The organism is Stenotrophomonas sp. YJH_SMC_79 (genome assembly GCF_059367995.1).
Window position 1 is genome coordinate 1,365,278 of record NZ_JCAFRK010000001.1, and the last position, 21,324, is coordinate 1,386,601.

Annotated in this window: 19 protein-coding genes; all 19 read right to left on the minus strand. The window is 67.9% G+C overall.

Annotated elements, in window-relative coordinates:
• Positions 1-54: 54 nt before the first annotated feature.
• The 19 genes from AC5P57_RS06680 to flhB all read right to left on the minus strand — a co-directional run bounded on the left by AC5P57_RS06680 (position 55) and on the right by flhB (position 21,240).
• Entirely contained in the window at positions 55-438 is a 384-nt protein-coding gene (locus tag AC5P57_RS06680) for a hypothetical protein (protein ID WP_005409515.1), read from the minus strand.
• 136 nt (positions 439-574) lie between these two features.
• Entirely contained in the window at positions 575-1,066 is a 492-nt protein-coding gene (locus tag AC5P57_RS06685; protein WP_099552079.1) for a chemotaxis protein CheW, read from the minus strand.
• 231 nt (positions 1,067-1,297) lie between these two features.
• Positions 1,298-2,071 carry a flagellar brake protein gene (locus tag AC5P57_RS06690; RefSeq protein WP_099552078.1) on the minus strand — a complete coding sequence of 258 codons (774 nt, stop codon included), beginning with the start codon at positions 2,069-2,071 and terminating at the stop codon, positions 1,298-1,300.
• Positions 2,072-2,228: 157 nt separating this feature from the next.
• Positions 2,229-4,478, minus strand: coding sequence for a methyl-accepting chemotaxis protein (locus AC5P57_RS06695; protein ID WP_142805910.1), 2,250 nt, complete (start codon positions 4,476-4,478; stop codon positions 2,229-2,231).
• A 381-nt stretch (positions 4,479-4,859) separates the two neighbouring features.
• Positions 4,860-6,851: a chemotaxis protein CheA gene (locus AC5P57_RS06700; protein ID WP_262235179.1), complete on the minus strand. Its 1,992-nt coding sequence runs from the start codon at positions 6,849-6,851 to the stop codon at positions 4,860-4,862.
• A gap of 45 nt (positions 6,852-6,896) precedes the next feature.
• Entirely contained in the window at positions 6,897-7,262 is a 366-nt protein-coding gene (locus AC5P57_RS06705; protein ID WP_005409521.1) for a response regulator, read from the minus strand.
• Positions 7,259-7,567: an STAS domain-containing protein gene (locus tag AC5P57_RS06710; RefSeq protein WP_005409522.1), complete on the minus strand. Its 309-nt coding sequence runs from the start codon at positions 7,565-7,567 to the stop codon at positions 7,259-7,261. Before AC5P57_RS06710 ends, AC5P57_RS06705 begins: the two co-directional genes overlap by 4 nt.
• Positions 7,568-7,855: 288 nt before the next feature.
• A complete protein-coding gene (locus AC5P57_RS06715; protein ID WP_262235178.1) occupies positions 7,856-9,091 on the minus strand; it encodes a chemotaxis protein CheW in 1,236 nt (411 codons plus the stop codon).
• Positions 9,088-9,870: a ParA family protein gene (locus tag AC5P57_RS06720; protein WP_126930403.1), complete on the minus strand. Its 783-nt coding sequence runs from the start codon at positions 9,868-9,870 to the stop codon at positions 9,088-9,090. Before AC5P57_RS06720 ends, AC5P57_RS06715 begins: the two co-directional genes overlap by 4 nt.
• A 4-nt stretch (positions 9,871-9,874) precedes the next feature.
• Positions 9,875-10,891: a flagellar motor protein MotD gene (gene motD / locus AC5P57_RS06725; RefSeq protein ID WP_262235176.1), complete on the minus strand. Its 1,017-nt coding sequence runs from the start codon at positions 10,889-10,891 to the stop codon at positions 9,875-9,877.
• 1 nt (position 10,892) lies between these two features.
• Positions 10,893-11,633: a flagellar motor protein gene (locus tag AC5P57_RS06730; RefSeq protein WP_005409527.1), complete on the minus strand. Its 741-nt coding sequence runs from the start codon at positions 11,631-11,633 to the stop codon at positions 10,893-10,895.
• Positions 11,634-11,735: 102 nt separating this feature from the next.
• Entirely contained in the window at positions 11,736-13,565 is a 1,830-nt protein-coding gene (locus AC5P57_RS06735) for a chemotaxis protein CheA (protein WP_142805913.1), read from the minus strand.
• A gap of 2 nt (positions 13,566-13,567) precedes the next feature.
• Complete coding sequence (locus AC5P57_RS06740; protein WP_099552070.1) at positions 13,568-14,173, minus strand: protein phosphatase CheZ; 606 nt, start codon at positions 14,171-14,173, stop codon at positions 13,568-13,570.
• The gene (cheY, locus tag AC5P57_RS06745) at positions 14,173-14,565 is read right to left on the minus strand and encodes a chemotaxis response regulator CheY (RefSeq protein WP_005413247.1); all 393 of its coding nucleotides are present in this window, start codon (positions 14,563-14,565) and stop codon (positions 14,173-14,175) included. Before cheY ends, AC5P57_RS06740 begins: the two co-directional genes overlap by 1 nt.
• A gap of 57 nt (positions 14,566-14,622) precedes the next feature.
• Complete coding sequence (locus AC5P57_RS06750; RefSeq protein ID WP_005413248.1) at positions 14,623-15,366, minus strand: RNA polymerase sigma factor FliA; 744 nt, start codon at positions 15,364-15,366, stop codon at positions 14,623-14,625.
• Complete coding sequence (locus AC5P57_RS06755) at positions 15,363-16,250, minus strand: MinD/ParA family ATP-binding protein (protein ID WP_005409532.1); 888 nt, start codon at positions 16,248-16,250, stop codon at positions 15,363-15,365. Before AC5P57_RS06755 ends, AC5P57_RS06750 begins: the two co-directional genes overlap by 4 nt.
• Entirely contained in the window at positions 16,237-17,859 is a 1,623-nt protein-coding gene (gene flhF / locus AC5P57_RS06760; protein ID WP_262235175.1) for a flagellar biosynthesis GTPase FlhF, read from the minus strand. Before flhF ends, AC5P57_RS06755 begins: the two co-directional genes overlap by 14 nt.
• 145 nt (positions 17,860-18,004) lie before the next feature.
• Positions 18,005-20,065 (minus strand): flagellar biosynthesis protein FlhA, encoded by a 2,061-nt coding sequence (flhA, locus tag AC5P57_RS06765; protein WP_180853118.1) that lies wholly within the window; start codon positions 20,063-20,065, stop codon positions 18,005-18,007.
• Positions 20,066-20,109: 44 nt separating this feature from the next.
• Positions 20,110-21,240 (minus strand): flagellar biosynthesis protein FlhB, encoded by a 1,131-nt coding sequence (gene flhB, locus AC5P57_RS06770; protein WP_099479196.1) that lies wholly within the window; start codon positions 21,238-21,240, stop codon positions 20,110-20,112.
• Positions 21,241-21,324: the final 84 nt, after the last annotated feature.

Sequence of the window (21,324 nt, forward strand, 5' to 3'; positions counted from 1 at the left end):
TTGCAGCAGAAACCACGCCGGCACAAGCTCCGGCGTGGTTCGACGGACAGCGGATTACTTGATGTTGGCCAGCTTCAGGCCCGCCGGCGAGCTGACTTCGATTTCCGCGCGCGAGGCGTCGCGCTGGATCTTGCCGATCACGCACACGGTCTTGCCTTCCAGGGTTTCCAGCGGGAAGGAGAACTTGCCGCGGTTCTCGCCGGCGATGCGGGCCGAGAAGGTGTGGCGCGGGAAGGCGCCGCCCATGTACAGGAAGGTTGGCTGGCCTTCGGAACCTTCTGCGTAGCGGGCCTTTTCGACCTTGCCACAGACCATGCCGTCCTTGCCGACCGAACGCGGGGCCAGTTCCGGCGGGATCATGTCGGCCGCCTGGGCGAACGCGGAGGAAGCGGTGGTGGCCAGGACAGCGGCCGAAACGAACGCAAGCAGGGACTTCATCGAGGTGTATCTCCGGGGATGGTGATGGTCGTTCCGGTTCCGCGCGCTCCTGCGCGACCGGCTTCTGTCCCCCTATCGGCACTGCCGGGGGGAACTGAAGGGTTTTGTGACCAGAACGTGAAGCAGGTCCGCTGGGTCAGGCGGCAGCGTCTTCGGCGAGGGTGGTCTGGCCCATGTCGGCGCTGTCGAGCAGGGTCTCGATGTCCAGCAGGATCAGCATGCGGTCGTCGTGGGTGCCGATGCCGGAGATGAAGCGGGTATCGACCGCAGCGCCGAACTCCGGGGTCGGGCGGATCTGCTCGGCCGACAGCGGGATCACGTCCGACACGCTGTCGACCACGATGCCGACCACGCGGTCTTCGACGTTGAGCACGATCATCACGGTGAAGGCGTCGTAGCGGGCGTTGTCCAGGCGCAGCTTCAGGCGCAGGTCGATGACCGGGACGATGGTGCCGCGCAGGTTGATCACGCCCTTGATGTAGTCCGGGGCATCCGGCACGCGGGTGACCGCATCGTAGCCACGGATTTCCTGCACCTTGAGGATGTCCACGCCGTAGTGTTCGGCGCCGAGGGTGAAGCTGAGGAATTCGCCACCGGCGCTGGCGGCGGAGCTGGTCTTGTCGTTCATCGAGGGGTCCTGGTTCTGCCGGAAGTCCCGGTGTCAGGCTCGATATCGGCCCCGCGTGGGGGGACTTTAGGTGTGGCGCCTGGGGCATCCACGCAGGGCGTGGATGTGCCGGGGCGGGGTGGGCATCCGCAAATGGCGTGGATCCGCCGAAGATCGGTAGTGCCGGGCGCTGGCCGGCAACGGCAATGTGCGGGTTGCCGGCCAGCGGCCGGCACTACCGGTCGGGCGGTCCTACAGTTCGCCGTTGCGGCGGGCCTTGCGCTGGCGGTCGATGCGGAAGATGTAGCGCTGGATGGCGCTGTCGCCACCGCGCGGCAGGCTGTCAAAGCGCATGCCCACGCGCTTGACCTCGATGCCGTTGGGCTGTCGCTGCGGCAGCAGGTTGCAGACCACCAGTTCGATGTCCAGGTCCGGGCCATCGGGCAGCGACAGCTGCGCCGTGTAGCGCTTCTGCAGGCCGAACACGGCGCAGTCGTTGGGCACCACCACGGCCAGGCCACCACCGCTGATGTCCACCACCCGCATTGAAAGTGCTTCGGCGCGGGCTTCGCCGGGTGGCAGCAGCAGCTGTGGCGAGTCGGTGACGGGGGTCTCCAGCCGGTACAGCTCGCGGCGCTGCAGGTGCACCAGTTCGTCCGGCAACGGGGCGCGGAAGGCGACGTGGCCATCGTTGTCCACGCGCTGCAGCGCGTGCAGGCGGAACCGCACAAGGACACGTTCAAGCTGGGCGAAGCAGAGCAGATGGTCGGCCTGCTCGGCGGCACGGTTCGATGCCTCCTGCGGGCTGCCGTCGAGCAGCAGGTAGTCTTCGTCCTCGTCGAGATCAAGCAGGGCGGTCGGGAACGAACGGTCCCGGCCGTCGATATGCGCATTGATCAGTGATCGCTGGTCGATCAGCGAGCGCAGCAGCTGCCGCAGCTGGCGGGGGTTGCGGACCAGGAAGCGTTCGTCCGCGGCGTCGGCCGCGTGGACATCGTGCAGTTCAGTGTCGTGGCCGTCGGACATGGAATCTGTGATCAGGGGCGGGCGCCAGCACGCGTTGGCGCGAGGCTCGATGGGGATATCGGCCTCTGCATTGGATTATGAAGTGAGATTTGCATCACTTTCCATGCGTAGGGGGTCAGATCCCTTCCCGTGGGAAGGGGATCTGACCCCGGGTACATCAGAACTCCTGCCAGTCACCCTCGGCAGCCAGCGCCGGCTGGGCGGCCGATGCGCGCAACGGTCGTGTCGGTGCTGCCTTGGTGGCGGGCAGAGCGGCCGCGACCTGGCGTGGCTGCGGCGCATTTGCCAGCCGTGCCGGTGCAGCGGCGACGCCCTGCGATGCCAACCGGAAGCGCGCCACTGCCTCGCCCAGCTGCACGGCCTGGTCTTCCATCGCGCGTGCGGCAGCAGTGGCTTCCTCCACCAGCGCAGCGTTCTGCTGGGTGGTCTCGTCCATCTGCACCACGGTCTGGTTGACCTGCTCGATGCCGGCGCTCTGTTCCTGGGAAGCCGCAGAGATCTCGGCCATGATGTCGGTCACGCGCTGCACCGAGGCGACGATCTCGCCCATGGTGCTGCCGGCCTGGTGGACCAGGCTGGAGCCTTCGGCGACCTTGCCGACCGAATCATCGATCAGGCCCTTGATCTCCTTGGCGGCAGCGGCCGAGCGCTGGGCGAGGGTACGCACTTCGCTGGCGACCACGGCGAAGCCGCGGCCCTGTTCACCGGCACGCGCAGCTTCCACTGCGGCATTCAGCGCCAGGATGTTGGTCTGGAAGGCGATGCCGTCGATGACCGAGATGATCTCGGCGATCTTCTTCGACGAGGCTTCGATGGCCGACATCGTGCTGACCACCTGGCCGACCACTTCACCGCCCTGCGAGGCGACGCCATGCGCGCCGATGGCGAGCTGGTTGGCCTGGCGGGCGTGCTCGGCGTTCTGGCGCACGGTGGAGGTCAGTTCCTCCATCGAGGCGGCGGTTTCTTCCAGATTGGCGGCCTGCTGCTCGGTACGGCGCGACAGATCGCTGTTGCCCGAAGCAATCTCGCCGGCGGCCAGGGTGATGCTGCTGGCGCTGGCCTGGATCTGGCCGACGATCTGGGTCAGCTGTGCAACGGTGGTGTTGGCGTCGTCACGCATGCGTGCGAACACGCCGTTGAACTGGCCGTCCATGCGTGCGGTCAGGTCGCCGGCGGCGATCGACTGCAGCAGCTGCGAGAGCTGGCCGAGATTGCCGTCGGCCACCTGCATCATGCTGTTGAGCTGCTCGATCATCACGCGGAAATCGTGATCGAAACGCTGCGCATCACCGCGCTGGCTGAAGTCGCCGGCGGCGGCGGCCGAGGCCAGCTGCTGGATCTGCGTGTTGATGGCCAGCAGGCTGGCCTTGGCCGCATCCATCGACTCGTGCAGGATCGCGCGGCTGCCCGGCAGGCGGCGTGCGTCCGGGGCAAGGTTGCCGGTGGCGTACTGGTTGAGCACGTCGATGGCATCGCGGATCGAGTCGAGATGCTCGAAGATGACCGTGTTGATGCCGCTGGCCAGCTGCCCGTAGACGCCCGGGAAGTCTTCCGGAATGCGGTGGCTGATGTCCGGGCCGGCGTGCATCTGCGCCATCAGCTGGGTCTGCTCGGAGAAGCGGCGCAGCATCGCGGTCATTTCGGTGGTGGCCGCCAGCATGCGGCCAGCCTCGTCCTTGCCGGTGCTCTGGGTGGTGACGCTGAGGTCGCCGCGTGCGACGGCCTGGATGGCGTTCACGGCCTTGCCGAGCGGGCCGACCACGGCGCGTGAGATGACCACCGCCAGGGTTGCGGCGACCACAACCAGCAATACGACGGCGGCAATGATAGCCAGCATGCTGTTGCGGTGGGTGGCATTGGCGTTGTCGATCTTGCCCTGCATCAGCGAGCTGCTGTACGCGCCCAGTGCCTTGAGGTCTTCAAAGGCTTTGCGGCGCAGTGGGCGCGACTGGTCGTCGGAGATCTGCCGTGCGACGACGCCATCGCCGGCGGTGGCCGCTTCGCGCAGCTTGGCATTGGCTGCGAAGTAGCCATCGACGTCGGCCTGCACGGCGCGGTAGAGCTCGCGCTCCTTGGCGCCGGCCGGCAGCTTGGCGTACGCGGCCAGCTGTTCGCGCACGACGGCGGCGGTGTCGTCCATGCGCTTGTTGTAGTCGGCCACCTTCTCGGGCTGGTCCAGCATGCTCAGCTGGGCCAGCTCATAGGTACGGAACTCACCCAGCTGCGAGCGCACTTCGCCGAGGTACTGCACGGACGGAATATCGTTGGAGGCCATGGCGCTCAGCTGCGCGTTGGCCTCGGACAGGCGGACCAGGGCGAAGGCACCCAGTACGACGGTCATCAGGGTGGTGAGGGTGAACCCCACGGCCAGCTTGCGGGCGATGGGCAGATCGTGGAACCACTTCATGCAGGATGCTCCAGGTGGGCAGGGCGCCGGCGCTGTTGCGTCGGCTGGGGGTGGTTGCAGAGCGAACGGTGGTGCCCGGTGGGGGTTCGGTGACGGCCGTCATTGCGGAATAACGGCGCGACCTGCGCGGACTTTATGGACGGAGGTCACATTCGGATGCGTAGGGATGAAGGCGCGAAAGTCGCGTAGTGACGGGGCTTTCGCTTGCGTGACGTGGTTGTATGCGCAAGCGCGGCACCGACAGAGTTCACAGAAGGGATGAGGTCAGATCCCTTTCCCTTGAAAAGGGATCTGACCCCGGATGGGCCCCCTTGCCATAGCGTGCACAAACAAAAACCGCCGCCCCGAGGGGCGGCGGTTCTGGACAGCCTGCAAGGGAAATCAGGCGGCCTGCGGCATCCGCAGCGAGCGTACCAGGCCGCCGATGTCGACGATCAGAGCCACGCGGCCATCGCCGAGGATGGTGGCGCCGGACACCCCGCCGATGCGGCGGTAGTTGTTCTCGATGTTCTTCACCACCACCTGCTGCTGGCCGACCAGCTCGTCCACTTCCAGTGCGATCTTCTGGCCATCGCCTTCGACCACAACCACCAGCGATTCGCTGCCCGGTGCACGGTTGCCGTAGCCGTAGTACTCGCTCAGCGAGAGGATGGGCAGGTACTCGCCACGTACGCGCAGCACGCGGCCTTCGCCGGCCATGCTGCGGATGTCCTCGGCCTGCGGCTGCAGGGCCTCCAGAACGTAGGCCAGTGGCAGGATCAGCGTCTCGCCCGCCACCGCTACGGTCATGCCATCGAGGATGGCCAGGGTGAGTGGCAGGCGGATCAGCGTGCGGGTGCCGGCGCCGAGGCTGCTTTCGATCTGCACCTCGCCACCCAGCGCCTGGATGTTGCGGCGGACCACGTCCATGCCGACGCCGCGCCCGGACAGGTCGGTGACCGCATCGGCGGTGGAGAAGCCGGGTTGGAAGATCAGGTCCCAGACCTGCGAATCGGTCGGGTTGTCCGGCACCGCCAGGCCGCGTTCGGTGGCCTTGGCCAGGATCTTGGCCCGATCCAGGCCGCGGCCGTCGTCGCTCACTTCGATGACGATGTGCCCGCCCTGGTGCGATGCGGCCAGGGTGATCGTGCCGGTCTCGTCCTTGCCCGCGCCGCGACGCACGTCGGGCATTTCCAGGCCGTGGTCGATCGAATTGCGCACCAGGTGTACCAGCGGATCGGCGATCTTCTCGATCAGGCCCTTGTCCAGCTCGGTGCCTTCACCGACGGTGCGCAGGCGGACCTGCTTGCCAAGGCGGCTGGACAGATCGCGGACCAGGCGCGGGAAGCGGCGGAACACTGCGTCGACCGGCAGCATGCGCACGCCGATCACTGCTTCCTGCAGGTCGCGGGTGTTGCGTTCAAGCTGGTCCAGGCCGGCGAACAGGCTCTCGGCGTGGACCGGGTCCAGTGCGTGCGAGACCTGCTTGAGCATGGCCTGGGTGATGACCAGTTCGCCGACCAGGTTGATCAGCGCATCGACCTTGTCGACGCTGACGCGGATCGAGGTCTCGGCTTCCTGGCTGGCAGTGCCGCTGGCAGCGGGTGCGGCAGGCGCTGCCGGTGCGACGGCAGCAGGTGTGGAAGGGGCTGCTGCAACGGGGGGCTGGGTAGCCAGGCTCGGCGGCGCTGCCGGACGGATGTCCAGCTCGCAGTCGTCCAGTACCCAGGCGAAGGTGTCTTCGATCTTGCTGCGCGGCACCTTGCCGACCAGGCCGAGGTCCCATGCCAGGTGGGCCTCGAGCGGGTCGAGCTGGGCAAAGCCGGGCAGGCGCTCCATGCGCGCGGCCACCTGCAGCGAACCGAGGTGTTCCAGTTCGCGGATGATGCGCAACGGGTCGTTGCCGCTCATGAACAACGACGGTGCCGGGGTGAAGCCGATCTGCCAGGCTTCCGGCGTATCGTCCACCTTGGCTGCGACAGCGGCCGGCGCGCTCGCTGCGGCCTGGCCGGAGAGAACGGCTTCCAGGCGTGCCTTCACCGCGGCAACAGCGGCGGGGTCGGCGGCCTGTCCGTGTTCGGCTTCGCGCAGCAGGGCGCGCAGCACGTCCACCGATGACAGCATGGCGTCGACGGCGTGGCCTTCCAGGGCCCGCTTGCCGGCACGCAGCTCATCGAGCAGCGTTTCCAGCACGTGGGTCAGGCCGGCGATGGCATCGAAGCCGAACGTGCCGGCGCCGCCCTTGATGGAGTGGGCGGCGCGGAACACCGAATTGATGATCTCCGCGTCCTGCTGCCCCGATTCCAGGGCCAGCAGGCCAGCCTCCATCGCGTCGAGGCCTTCGCGGCTCTCCTCGAAGAAGGTGGCGTGGAAGCGTTGCAGGTCCATGCTCATGGCAGTGGTGGTCCGGAAGCGAAGAGGGGGAGCGGTGCGGGGCGATCAGCCCAGCACTTTCTGCACGGTGGCGACCAGCTGTTCCGGATTGAACGGCTTGACCAGCCAGCCGGTGGCGCCGGCGGCCTTGCCTTCGGACTTCTTGTCGGCGGCCGATTCAGTGGTCAGCATCAGCAGCGGGGTGAACTTGTAGTCCGGCAGCTGGCGCAGTTCGCGGATCAGCGCGATGCCGTCCATGTTCGGCATGTTGACGTCGGTGACCACCGCATTGAAGCGCTGGCCCTTGGCGCGACCGAGCGCGACCGCGCCGTCTTCGGCTTCTTCGACGGCAAAACCGGCCGAGGTGAGGGCGAAGGAAACCATCTGGCGCATCGACGCCGAATCGTCCACCACCAAGATACGTGCGCTCATGCAGCGTTCTCCACAGATTTCAGGTTGTCATGGGTTACGTCCAGGCCCAGGGCCTGGGTGACGCCCAGCAGGCGTGCGGCGTCACGGAAGGTTGCGGTGCAACCGTGGAAGCCGGTGCCCAGGCCTGCCTCGCGGCGGGCCTGCACGAATGCACACAGCACCTGCACGGCGGCCGTGTGGATGCGGGCGACCTGGCTTGCATCCAGGGTCAGCTCGCCTGCCTGCGCCACCAGCGGGGCGAGGCGGTTCTTGAGCTCGGTGCTGCTCTCGATGCCGAGATCCTCACCCAGTTCGACAGTGCTCATCGTTGCTCCGGACAAACGGTTCCGTGATCCATAACGGCACCCCGGCAGGGTTCTTTAGGGGAATCGACGCGGTGCGTCGTTGCGGTCGCTGCTGAAAAGGGGACGGAGGGGATTAAGTCGCAAATTCCCGCGTCCCTCTGCGACTGCCAGTAGCAACGGCGACCGCGCAGTGGGGACGTAAGGTGCTGATCCAACGGATCAACTCCTTGCGTCCCCGACAGACACCGCGTCGGCGCAAAGCGCCGAGCCAGTTGCGACTTAATCCCCTCCGTCCCCTTTTTTTTCCGCTCAACTCAACAGCCGTGTGGCGTCCAGCAGGATCATCGGGCGCTGGCTGACCCGGGCGACGCCGCGGAACAGATCATTGGAGATCTGGCAGATGCGGGCGGTATCCGGGGGTTCGATCTGCGAATCGGTGAGGTTGGCGACATCTTCCACGGCCGACACACGCAGGCCGATGGTCTCGCCATCCTCTTCCAGCACCACGATGCGGGTCTGGGCATCGTCTTCCGCCGCCGCGGCGCCGAGGTGCAGGCCGAGGTCCATTACCGGTACCACCTGGCCACGCAGGTTCATGATCCCGAGCATCGCCGGTGCGGTGCCGCGCAGCGGCAGCAGCGGCACCGGCAGCACGACCTCCTGCACCTTCAGCAGTTCCAGTGCATAGGCCTGGGTGCCGCAGCGCAGGCGCAGCCAGCGCGAAGTACGCTCGCCGGCGCGACGGTTCTGCGGATGCGGACTGCTGGCGGGCTGGTGCGCCTGTGCCTGCAGCTCCTGCCAGGTGCCGGGACGGCTGGTGGCCGGAGCATCCACGGCAACGCGCGGGGGTGGCGCGGCGGCGGCGCGTGCTGCTGGGACAGCCGGAGCGGGTGCGGGGCGCGGTGCCGGGGGTGCGACCACGGCCGGTGGCGGCGTGGGGACATCCTCGCCACCGGCGGCGGCTTCGAATGCTGCCTGCAGGCCAGGGCTGTCAGTGTGGGCGAGGTGATGGCTGTCGGCCGCGTCGGTCTCGTAGATCACTTCGTCGGGCAGGTCGTCCCAGGTGGGCTCTGGGCCACTCGTTGCCGCCGGAGCTGCTACGGGCTCCGTTTCGTGGATTACCTCATCGGGCAGGTCGTCCCAGGTCGGTTCGCGCTCGGGAGCGGCGACCGGCATTGCGGCGGCCTCGAATGCGGCTTCCAGTGCTGCGTTGTCCTCTGCCGGGGCAGCGGCAACAGTCTCCGTTTCGTAGATCACCTCGTCCGGCAGATCGTCCCAGGTCGGCTCGCGTTCGGGTGCAACAGTGGCGGCCTCGAATGCGGCTTCCAGTGCTGCGCCGTCCTCTGCCGGGGCGGCAGCAACAGTCCCCGTCTCGTAGATCACTTCGGCCGGCAGATCTTCCCATGTCGGCTCGCGTTCGGCGTCCGCTGCAATCGCCGGGCACGCTTCGTCGCTGGCCGGCGGCGGTGCAGCCGGTGGCGCCACGGCAATCGCTTCGCCCAGCAGTTCGTCCAGGTAGTCGTCCAGTACACCGGTGCTGTTCATGCGGCCTGCTCCAGCGCGCGGGCATCCTCGCCGAGGATCCAGTTCAGGGCGCGGCGGTAGGCGGCCAGGCCACGGCCCGGGTAATCTTCGCCGACGCTGGGCAGGGTGAGGCCTGCGGCATTGCTGATGCGGGTGTCGATCGGAATCGCGTCTTCCCACACCCGGGTGCCGTGACGATCCTGCATGGTGCGCAGCGATTCGTTGCCGGCGCGGGTGCGGCGGTCGAACAGGGTCGGCAGGATCGAGATCGGCAGGGGGCGTCGGCGCGAGCGCTCGACCATCTCGCCGGTGCGGACCATGCCGTCCAGGCCATGCAGGGCCAGCGGCTCGGCCTGGGTGGGGATGATCAGGCGGTCGGCGGCGGCCAGCGCGTTGATCATCAACAGGCCAAGGGTGGGGGCACAGTCCAGCAGGATGTAGTCGTGCTGGCCCTGGTGACGCGCCAGTGCGTTCTGCAGGGCCAGGCCGAGGCCGGGTTGGTTGGCGCTGCGGCGCTCCAGCGTGGCCAGCGCCGACTGCGCGCAGACATAGTCCAGGCCGTGGATGTTGCTGGCATGGCACAGGCTGGAAAGATCCGCCGGCGGGGCGCCGAACAGTTCCAGTACGCCGGCCGGCGGCGGATCCACCGGCACGCCGAAAGCGCGGCTGAGCGAGGCATGCGGATCGAGGTCGATCAGCAGCACGCGATGGCCAAGCGCGGCCAGGCCACGGCCGAGGGCGAGGGTGGTGGTGGTCTTGCCGACTCCGCCCTTCTGGTTGGCGACTGCCCAGATGCGCATCGGTTTACTCCTTCATTGCCGGGGGAACGGCGGCGCCGAAACGGCTGCCAGCCGGCACCGGCGGCAACTTCACCGGTGCGATGGGGGAGGTGGGGGCGGCAGCCGGAGTTGCGGCGGCTTGTTCGGTGGCGCTGTTGTCGGCGGCGCCGGTGGCCGCATTGAGGCGCTGGCCAAGTGGATCCACCGAATGCGAGGTGTCGGCCAGGATGATGACCATCACCCGGCGGTTGCGGTTGCGCCCCTGCGCGCTGTCGTTCTCTTCGCGCGGACGGAACTGGCCATAGCCGACCATTGCCAGTCGCGACGGCTGCACGCCCTGGTCGGCGAACAGGTGCACCACGCTGGCTGCGCGTCCAGCCGACAGCTCCCAGTTCGACGGGAAGGTGGCGGTGGCGATCGGCACGTTGTCGGTATGGCCTTCCACGCGCACGCTGTTGGGCACGTCACGCAGCACCTCGGCCAGGCTGGCCAGCGTCTGCCGTGCATGCACGTCCAGCGCGGCCGAGCCGGTGGGGAACAGGATGTCGCTGTTGATCTCCACTTCGATCCACAGTTCGGTGCGGCGCACGCTGATCATGCCGCGGTCGATCAGTGGCGCCAGCGCGGCGGTGAGGCGGTCGGCGATGCTGTTGAGCTGGCGCTCGGCACGGGCAATCTGTTCCTGGTTGTGCACCGAAACAGGCATGCGCATCTGCGAGGCCATCGACGGCAGCAGGGTCGGGTCGTGCGAGGGTGCCGGCGCGGACGGGCCGACCTTGGTGCCGGACTTGATCACCGACGGGCTGTCCCAGCCGCCGCCCTGCACCTGCTTGTTGCCGACCTGCACCGGGTTGATCGTGCGCGGCGCACCACCAAAGGCATCGGTGAGCGCGTCGGCCATGATCCGGTACTTGCCCTCGTTGACCGAGGAGATCGCGTACATGACCACGAAGAAGGCGAGCAGCAGCGTCATCAGGTCGGCATAGGGGATCGCCCATGCTTCATGGTTGGCGTGCTCTTCGTGGTGCTTGCGGCGGGCCATGTCAGTGCAGGAAGCCGGAGAGGTTGGTTTCGATGTTGCGCGGGTTCTCGCCCTGGGCGATCGAGATCAGGCCTTCGATGACCATCTCGCGATCGCGGGTGTTGTGCGAGATCACACTCTTGAGCTTGGCCGCGATCGGCAGGAACAACAGGTTGGCCGAGGCGATGCCGTAGATGGTGGCGGTGAACGCAGCGGCGATGCCGTGGCCCAGCTTGCTCGGGTCGGCCAGGTTCTTCATCACGGCAATGAGGCCGAGGACCGCACCGATGATGCCCAGCGTGGGTGCGTAGATGCCCATCGCTTCGAAGACCTTGGCGCCGGCCTGGTCCTGGTGTTCCTGGCTGCCCAGTTCGATCTCCAGCATGTGACGCATCGATTCGGGTTCAACGCCGTCCACCAGCAGCTGCAGGCCCTTGCGCAGGAACGGGTCCTGCTGCGCTTCCACCTGCGATTCCAGGCCCAGCAGGCCCTGGCGACGGGCGATGTTGCTCCACTCGACGATCTGCTGGATCAGTTCGCGGCGATCACTGTGTGGCGGGCGCACGACCCAGCGCACGATCTTGAAGGCATGCTTGAACACCGCCGGCGAGGTATGCAGCAGGATCGCGGCGACGGTGCCGACGATGACGATCACGAACGCCGCAGGCGACCACAACGACGCCAGGCCGGCGCCCTTGAGGATGCTGCCACCGACCAGCGAGGCCAGGGCGAGAAAGAGTCCAATGAGGCTGAGTCTATCCATGGTTCCGGTATCGGCTTGTATGAATGGGACTTGAGACACCGGGAGAGCGCGTACAGACGGTAGTCACAGTTTTCGGGTCGCTGGGCCATGCCCGGCGGGGTTTCAGCGTATGCCGTCCACGTCCAGGATCAGTGCCATGCGACCATCGCCGATCAAGGTTGCACCGGCATAACCGCGCAGGCCGCGCAGGGCTTTGGGCAGTGGCTTGATGACCACTTCCTCGCGCCCGCGCACCTGGTCCACGACCAGTCCGAAGCGCGCTTCACCGGCCTGCAGCACCACGATGGTCAGCAGGGTCGACGCGGCGGGCGTCACATCCAGCCACTGGCGCAGGTCGACCAGCGGCAGGGTGTGCGAGCGGCGATCGAGCACGGCGCGGCCATCGAACCAGCCCAGCGAGGTGCGCGGCGCGTGAAGCACTTCCATCACGCGTGCCAGCGGTAGCGCGTAGACGTCCTCGCCGGCCTGCACCAGCAGGGTCGGCAGGATCGCGAGGGTGAGTGGCACGCGGATCAGGAAGCGGCTGCCACGCCCCAGTTCCGACTGGATCTGGATCTGGCCGCTCAGTTCGCGGATGCGCGACTGCACCACGTCCATGCCCACGCCACGACCGGAAATATCGGTGACCTGCTGCTTGGTCGAGAAGCCGGGCAGGAACACGAGATGCAGGCATTCCTCGCTGCTCAGGCGGGCAGCGGCCTCCGGGTCGATCAGGCCCTTCTCGCGCGCCTTGGCACGCAGCTTCTCGGGGTCGATGCCGGCGCCATCGTCCTGCACCTCGATGCTGACGTAGTCACCTTCCTGCTGGGCGGACAGGCGCACATGGCCCATCCGCGGCTTGCCCTGTGCTTCACGCAGGTCGGGCATTTCCACGCCGTGGTCGATGGCGTTGCGGACCAGGTGCACCAGCGGGTCGGCCAGCGCTTCGACCAGGTTGCGGTCGAGCTCGGTCTCGGCACCGACCAGCTCAAGGTCCACTTCCTTCTTCAGCGAGCGGGCGACGTCGCGGGCGACCTTGGGGAAGCGCGAGAACACTTTGCCCACCGGCTGCATGCGGGTACGCATCACGGCCGACTGCAGGCGCGCAGTGGCGATGTCCAGCGTCGATACGGCGCGATCCAGCTCCTCGTCGCGCAGGCGTGCACGGAGGGTCTTCAGGCGGTTGCGGGAAAGCACCAGTTCGCCGATCAGGTTGACGATCGCATCCAGGCGCTTGGTGTCCACGCGCACGGTGTGCTCGGCCTCGGCCATCGGCTTGGCCGCTGGCTTGGCTGCGGGCGCCGGGACAGGTGCCGGGCGCGGTGCTGCGGCGGGTGCCGCCGCGATGGCGGCAGCAGGCTTCGCGCCTGGCGCAGCACCGCCGTGCAGCTGGTCCAGCAGGGCTTCGAACTCGTCTTCGCTGATCAGGCCGTCGTCGGCCTTCTTCGCTGGCGCGACCGCAGTCGGCGCGTTGCCGCCGTGCAGCTGATCGAGCAGGGCCTCGAATTCGTCGTCGGTGATCAGATCGCTGCCGCCTGCCGCAGGCGCGGCCGCAGCGACCGGCGCGGCAGTGCCACCGTGCATGTCGAACTGCGCGATCAGGTCCGGCGGCGCATAGCCCGGCTCGGTACCGGAGGACACGGCGTCCAGCATCGACTGCAGGTAGTCCAGCGACTGCTGGGCGGCGTCGAAGTGGTGGGCCTGCAGTACCGCCTGCCCGGCACGCGCGATGCCCAGGGCTTCTTCAGCGGCGTGGCACAGCTCGACCATGGCGGTGACGCCAAGGAAGCCGGCGCCGCCCTTGAGCGTGTGGTAGCCGCGGAACACCGCGTTGAGTTGCTCGGTGTCCTGCGGTGCCTGCTCCAGCGACACCAGCTGTTCGCCCAGGCGATCCAGGATTTCCTGGGCCTCGATGATGAAATCGGCAGTGATGTCGTCGGATACCGCGCTCATGCTTACAGCCCCAGATCCGACAACAGGTCGTCGGCGTCGTTCTGCGAGACCGCGTGGCGGTCCAGTCCCTTCAGTGCCGGCCCGGCCAGTTCCGGATCGGTGCGATGCTGTTCCGGCGGCAGGCCGAGTGCGCCAAAGCCCTCGTGCACGCGGCGGACGATGCCGACCACGCGACGGATGATCTGCCCGGTCAGGTCCTGGTAGCTCTGGGTCAGGGCGATCTCGGTCAGGTTGTGGCGGATGCGCTCGAGCTGCGTGTCCTGGCCCGGCTGCAGGCCTTCGGCGCGCAGTTGTTCGGTCAGGCTGCGGCATTCCTCGGCCAGGTCCAGGGTGCGGTGCGTGGCCTGTTCGGTCATCGCCACCACGTGGTCAAGGCGTGCGCAGGCGTCGTCCAGCTCACCGGCCTCGCTGGGTACGGTCGGCAGTTCACCCAGTGCCTGTCCCAGCTCGCGGGCCAGCCGCGAGAGGCCGCTCATCATCGGCTGCGTACGCAGCGCGACCAGTCCGTCGATGCGTTGCCGCCAGGCGGCTTCGTCACCGGACTCCAGGGCGTCCAGGGCTTCCTGCAGGCGCAGGGCGAGGGCGTTCTTGTCGACCGTGGTATCCATCAGGCGCTGGCCGCCAGGCGTTCGAAGATCTTGCCGAGCTTCTCTTCCAGCGTCTGCGCGGTGAACGGCTTGATGATGTAGCCGTTCACGCCGTTCTGGGCGGCTTCGATGATCTGCTCGCGCTTGGCTTCGGCGGTGACCATCAGCACCGGGAGGGTCTTCAGCTTGGCATCGGCGCGGATCGCCTTCAGCAGTTCGATGCCGGTCATCACCGGCATGTTCCAGTCGGTGACCACGAAATCGAACGGCTGGCTCTGCAGCAGCGACAGCGCGGCATGCCCGTCCTCGGCTTCGGCGGTGTTGGTGAAGCCCAGATCGCCCAGCAGGTTCTTGACGATTCGACGCATGGTCGAGAAGTCGTCGACGATCAGGATGCGCATGTTCTTGTTCAAAGCAGAGTTCCTTTGTTGTTCATTCCGGGCGGCCGGGGGCAGCCGCCTCGGGCATGTTCATTCTTCCAGGCCGGCGTCGGCGGCCTCGAAGATTTTCAATCGGCCCCGCAGGCGCAGTACCGCCTGGCCGTGGATCTGGCAGACCCGCGACTCGCTCACGCCGAGCACCGCGCCGATCTCCTTCAGGTTCAGTTCCTGCTCGTAATAGAGCGAGAGCACCAGCTGTTCGCGCTCGGGCAGGTGGCCGATGGCCTTGCCCAGCTCGCGGCCGAACTCGCCGCGCTCCAGCACCTGCTGCGGGGTCGGGCCGCCCTGGGCGACGGTGTCCAGCTCGCCCTGGTCCTCGATGCGCGACTCCAGGCTCAGCACCTGGCCGCGTGCGGCGTCTTCCATCAACCGCAGGTATTCGGGCAGCGGCATCTCCATCGCGGCGGCCACTTCGGTGGCGCTGGCGGCGCGGCCACTGCTCTGTTCCAGGCGACGGATGGTGGCGGCGGCATCGCGGGCACGCCGGTGCACCGAGCGCGGCACCCAGTCGCCACGGCGGATCTCGTCGATCATCGAACCGCGGATGCGGATCGAGGCATAGGTTTCGAACGAGGCGCCCTGGTCGGCGTCGTAGCTGCGCGAGGCTTCGATCAGGCCCATCATGCCGGCCTGGATCAGGTCGTCCACTTCAACGCTGGCCGGCAACCGCGCAGCCAGGTGGTGGGCGATGCGCCGCACCAGGTCCGAGTGCTGGGCGATGACCTCGTTGGCCGCCGAGCGCTGGACCTCCCGGTACTGGGCTGCGCCTTTCATGCGGCCACCCCGCGCTGCTTGAGGATGCGCTCGAGGAAGAACTCGACGCCGCCACGCGGTTCGGTCGGCGCCTGCCAGCGTGCGGTGCGGCGCGCGATCTCGGTGATCGCCAGCGCGGCCGGGCTGGACGGATAGGCCTTCACCACCGGCTGCTGGCGCTGCACCGACAGGCGCAGCCAGTCATCCTGCGGCACGCAGCCCAGGTAGTTCAGCGAGACATCGGCGAGGAACTTCTCGCAGACGCGGGTCAGCTTTTCGTACAGCACGCGGCCCTCGTTCGGGTCGCGCACCATGTTGGCCACCACCTGGATGCGGTCCACGCCGCGCTCGCGCGAGAGCACCTTGATCAGCGCATAGGCGTCGGTGATCGAAGCCGGTTCGTCACAGACCACCACCACGGTGTCCTGCGCGGCCTGGCAGAAGGTCAGTACGCCGTCGGTGATGCCCGCGGCGGTGTCGACCACCATGATGTCCAGTTCACGTTCCAGCTCGGAGAACACGTTGACCAGGCCGACGTGCTCGGCCGGGGCCAGCTCGGCCATGTGCCGGCGGCCGGATGCGGCCGGCACCACCAGCACGCCGTTCGGGCCTTCGACGATGACGTCGTCCAGCGAGCAGCGACCGGCGACCAGGTCGGCCAGCGTAAAGGTGGGGTTCAGCCCCAGGATCACGTCGATGTTGGCCAGGCCAAGGTCGGCGTCCAGCAGCAGCGTGCGCTTGCCCATGCCGGCCAGTGCCACGGCCAGGTTCGCGGACACATTCGTCTTGCCCACGCCGCCCTTGCCGCCGGTCACGGCAATGGTGCGCACAGGGCCGAGCGGCTCGCTGCGGGTCGCCGACAGCGGGAAGGTCTTGGTCAGCTTGGCGTACTCACGCGACGGCATGGTTCAACTCCGGGTTGCAGGGCATATCGGCCGCTCGGCGCAAATCTTCAAGGCGAAGTACAAGATTGGCTGCACTGGCCCGATGCAGGTCGTCCGGAACGTCCTGGCCATCGGTCACCCAGGTGATCGGCAGGGCGTGGTCCACGGCCACCGACAGGGCGTTGCCGAAGCGGCCGGTCTCGTCCAGCTTGCTCAGCACCAGGCCCTGCAGGTTGGCGGCGCCGAAGCGGCGGACCACCTCGTCCATGTCGCCGAAGCTGGTGTTGGCCGGCAGCACCAGCAGGGTGCGCACCTGGCGGGCGGCACGCAGCCACTGCAGCTGGGCGGCCAGTGCGCGGTCGCGCGGGCCCAGGCCGGCGGTGTCGATCAGTACCAGCTTGTAGTCCTTCAGGCGTTCCAGCAGCTGGTCCAGGTCGGTGCCGCTGTTGGCCTCGTGCACCGCGATGCCGAGCTGGCGGCCGTAGCCGTACAGCTGTTCGCGGGCACCGATGCGGGTGGTGTCGGTGGTCACCAGGGCGACGTCACGCGGCGCGTGTTTCTCGGCGAAGCGCGAGGCCAGCTTGGCGATGGTGGTGGTCTTGCCGGCGCCAGTCGGGCCGACCAGGGCGATCACGCCGCCTTCTTCCAGCGGGTCGACCGGGGCGATCGGCAGCTTGCGCGAGATCAGCCCCAGCATCAGGCCGCGACCACGGTGGGCTTCGGTCTCCAGCGGAATCTGCATGGCCACGTCGCGGGCCAGGCCGGCATCAAAGCCGTACTCGTCCATCAGGTCCAGCGCGGTGGCGCGTACCGGGCAGCCGCGCAGGCGCTCGTCGGTGAAGCGGTTCATCTCGCGCTCGATCACCTGGCGCATGCCGGCCACTTCCTGGCGCAGCTGGCGGATCTCGGCGTCGTCCTGGGCGACGACGGTCAGCGTCGGTGCCGGGGCCAGCACGGGGGCCGGACTGGCTTCGGCGACGGCTTCGAGCGCTGCCGGTTCGCTGGCGGCGATGTCAGGCTGGACATCGGCCATGGCAGCGCCCGGCAGCGGCGGCGGCTGCACGGCGGGGGGCACGCTTTCGTGATGCGTGTCGTGCGGCGGGTCGATCTGGAAGTGGGCGCGGTTGGCCGGCGCGGTGACGGCCGGGCCCGGTGCGACGATGGCCTCGGCGAACGGGGCGAAGATCTGTTCGGGCAGCGCCGGTTCGTTGACGGCGGCGCGCGCCAGGGTGGCTGCGAAGCCGGTGCTGCCGCGGGTCGGCACGATCTCGTCGGCGCTGTCCAGGGTGCGGCCGGTGGCACCCACGGCCGCACGGGCGAGGGCGGCCACGGCCGAGGTGGTGGCGGCCACCGGCTCCGGCGCCGGGGCAGCGCTGCGGCGGCGGGTCACCGCAGCGATCACAGCATCGGCGGCGGTACGCGGCTTGGGTGCCGGCGGAGGAGCGACGTCACGACGCGAGGCTTCCAGTGCGCGCTGCACGGCGCTCTCGTCGTAGTTGGCGGCGGCGACGATCTCGATGCCTTCCTCGATCCGGCGGTTGGACAGGATCACGGCGTCAGGACCATGTTCCTTGCGCACCAGGTTCATGGCCGAGCGCATGTCGGCGGCGACGAATCGTTTGATTTTCATGCTGTGGTCACGGGACGAAGACGGCGGGGTGGCGGTCGGAGAACTCGGGTGGTCGGTGGTCTGCACGGTGCGGGTTCCCCTTGGTATCTGTCTGTTGCGTTGGTTCGAAAGTGGTGTCTGTTTTCTGGCGCATCGGCGGGCGGCGTCAGCTGATCGTTCCGACCAGCTTCAGGCGCTTGTCCTCCGGCACCTCGCTGTAGGCCAGGACCGACAGCGACGGAACGCTGTGGCGGACCAGGCGCGCCAGCGCGGCGCGCACCGGGCCCGGTACCAGCACGACCGCCGGCTCGTTTCGCGCTTCCTGCTTGCTGACACATTCGGCCAGGCTCTGGTGCAGTCGCTCCGCGAGTCCGGGTTCCAGCGCGGCGCCGTTGCCCTGCGTGGACTCCTGCAAGACACGTTCCAATTGCGGGTTGAGGGTGAACACCGGCAGCTCCGCCGACATTCCGGCGATCTCCTGCACGATGAAGCGGCCCAGTGCGGTGCGCACGGCAGCGGTCAGCACTGCCGGGTCCTGGCTGCTGGGCGCGTGTTCGACCAGTGCCTCGGCGATCTTGCGCAGCTGGCGGATCGGAATGCGCTCCACCAGCAGGTTCTGCAGCACGCGCACCACCGCCGACAGCGGCAGCGCCTTCGGCGTCAGATCTTCGACGAGCTTGGGCGCGCTCTTGGCCAGGTTGGCCAGCAGGTGCTGCACTTCCTCGTGGCCGAGCAGTTCCGGCGCGTGTTCGCGGATCAGGTGCGAGAGGTGGGTAGCGACCACCGTGGCCGGGTCGACCACGGTGTAGCCGAGCGTCTCGGCCTGGGCGCGCTGGTGCGGCTGGATCCAGGTGGCATCCAGGCCGAACGCGGGGTCCTTGCCGGCGATGCCTTCTAGCGCGCCGAGGGCACTGCCGGGGTCCAGCGCCAGTTCGCGGTCCGGGTGGATCTCGGCGGTGGCCACTGGCACGCCATGCACCAGCACGCGGTAGCCGTTGGCCGGCAGTTCCAGGTTGTCGCGGATGTGCACCGAGGGAATCAGGAAGCCAACGTCCTGGGTCAGCTTGCGGCGCACGCCCTTGATGCGCGCCATCAGTTCGCCCCCCTGGTTGCTGTCCACCAGCGGGATCAGCCGGTAGCCGACCTCCAGGCCCAGCGGATCGACCGGGCGCAGCTCGTCCCAGCTCAGTTCGGCGGTCGGTGCCGGCGCGGCCGGGCGGCCCAGCGCATTGAGTGCGGCGGCATCGGTGCCGCCGGCCGCGGCGTCGGCGGCCGGAGCCTTGCCCTTGCGATAGACCTTCCAGGCGATGAAGCCGAGGATCGCGGACAGCGTCAGGAAAGCGACGTTGGGCATGCCCGGCACCAGGCCGACCACGCCGATGATGCCGGCGGTGATCGCCAGCGCCCGGTACTGGCCGAACACCTGGCCGGTCATGGCCTGGGCCATGTCCTGCGAACGCGAGGCGCGGGTGACCAGCATGGCCACGGCGCTGGAGACCAGCAGGGCCGGCAGCTGCGCCACCAGGCCGTCACCGATCGACAGCAGGGTGTAGGTGGCAGCGGCCTCGCCGAACGGCATGCCATGCTGCAGCACGCCCACGGCCAGGCCGCCGAGCATGTTGATGAACAGGATCAGGATGCCGGCGATGGCGTCGCCGCGGATGAATTTGCTGGCACCGTCCATCGCGCCGTAGAAGTCGGCTTCCTCGCGGACTTCCTCGCGGCGCAGCTTGGCTTCTTCACGCGTCAGCAAACCGGCGTTGAGGTCGGCGTCGATCGCCATCTGCTTGCCGGGCATGGCGTCCAGGATGAAGCGCGCGGTCACTTCCGAGACGCGGCCGGCGCCCTTGGTGATCACCACGAAGTTGATGATGGTCAGGATCGCGAACACCACGATGCCGACCGCGTAGTTGCCGCCGATCACGAATTCGCCGAAGGCGGCGATGACCTTGCCCGCGGCGTCGTGGCCGTTCTGGCCGTTGAGCAGGATCACGCGGGTGGAGGCGACGTTCAGCGCCAGCCGCAGCATGGTGGTGATCAGCAGCACGATCGGGAAGATGGTGAAATCCAGCGGGCGCTTCACGTAGACCACCGCCAGCAGCACCATCAGCGAGATGGCGATGTTGAAGGTGAACAGCGCGTCGAGCACCGGCGCGGCCAGCGGCACCACGACCATGGCCAGCAGGGCCAGCACGATCAGCGGCGCGCCAAGGCCCTGGCGGATCATTTCCAGGGCGCGGCGGGTGTTGAATCCGGTGGAGGGCTGGGCGCTCACGGGCGGCCTCCCTTGCCGAATTCATCCACCTGGATGTGCGGGGCGTCCGGCATCGGGCCAGTGCGCCAGGCGCGCAGCTGGTAGACGTAGGACAGGACCTGGGCGACGGCCGAATACAGTCTCACGGGGATTTCCTTTCCGAGTTGGCCTTCCCGATACAAGGCGCGTGCCAAAGGCGGGGCAGAGACAATCGCGACCTTGTTGCCGTCGGCCACTTCACGGATGCGCAGGGCGGTCTCGTCCACGCCCAGGGCGACCACGGTCGGGGCGTTCATGGCCCCGCCTTCGTACTTCAGGGCCACCGCGTAGTGGGTGGGGTTGACCACCACCACGTCGGCGGTGGGCACTGCTTCCATCATCCGGCGGTTGGCCATCTGCTGCTGCAGCTGGCGGATGCGGCCCTTCACCTCCGGGCTGCCTTCGCTTTCCTTCATTTCCCGGCGCAGCTCTTCACGGGTCATCTTCAGCTTGCGCATCCAGTTCCAGCGCTGGTAGGGCGCGTCGATGGCGGCCAGTACCAGCATGGCGCCGGCAGTGGCCAGCAGCAGCCGCAGGGTGAAGCCGAGGCCGTCGGTGATGGCCGTTTCCAGCGGGTGGTGGATCAGCCCGCGCAGGGTGTCGAAGCCGGTCCAGACCACCAGCCCGGCGGCGACGCCGACGAAGGCTACGCGCAGCAGCGACTTGGTGAACTCGGCGATGGCCTCCGGGCCGTACAGGCGCTTGAGCCCGCTCATCGGGTTCATGCGGTTGAAGTCCGGCAGCATCGCTTTCTGCGACCAGCGCAGGCCACCCATCACCAGCGGTGCGACGAAGCTGGCCAGCAGGCAGACCAGCACCAGCGGCGCGATCACCAGCATGAACTGCAGCAGCAGGTCGCCGAAGTGGCCGAACAGTTCCTTCGGGTTCTGCCGCAGGCTCTGTTCCGGGCTCAGCGCCTGCTTCATCCAGGCCGCGGCACCACGGCCGATCGAGCCGCTCATCGCCATCACCGCCAGCACGCCGGCGCCGAACACGGCGGCCGTGCCGAGCTCGCGCGAGCGCGGCAGGTTGCCCTGTTCACGGGCGTCGCGCAGGCGTTTTTCGGTAGGTTGTTCGGTCTTTTCGCCGGCGGATTCGTTCTCGGACATCACGGGGCACTACGGCAGGGGATGCCGGGGTGCGTGCAAGAACCGTTCCACGCATGGCGGGTGGCGCATCCACGCATGGCGTGG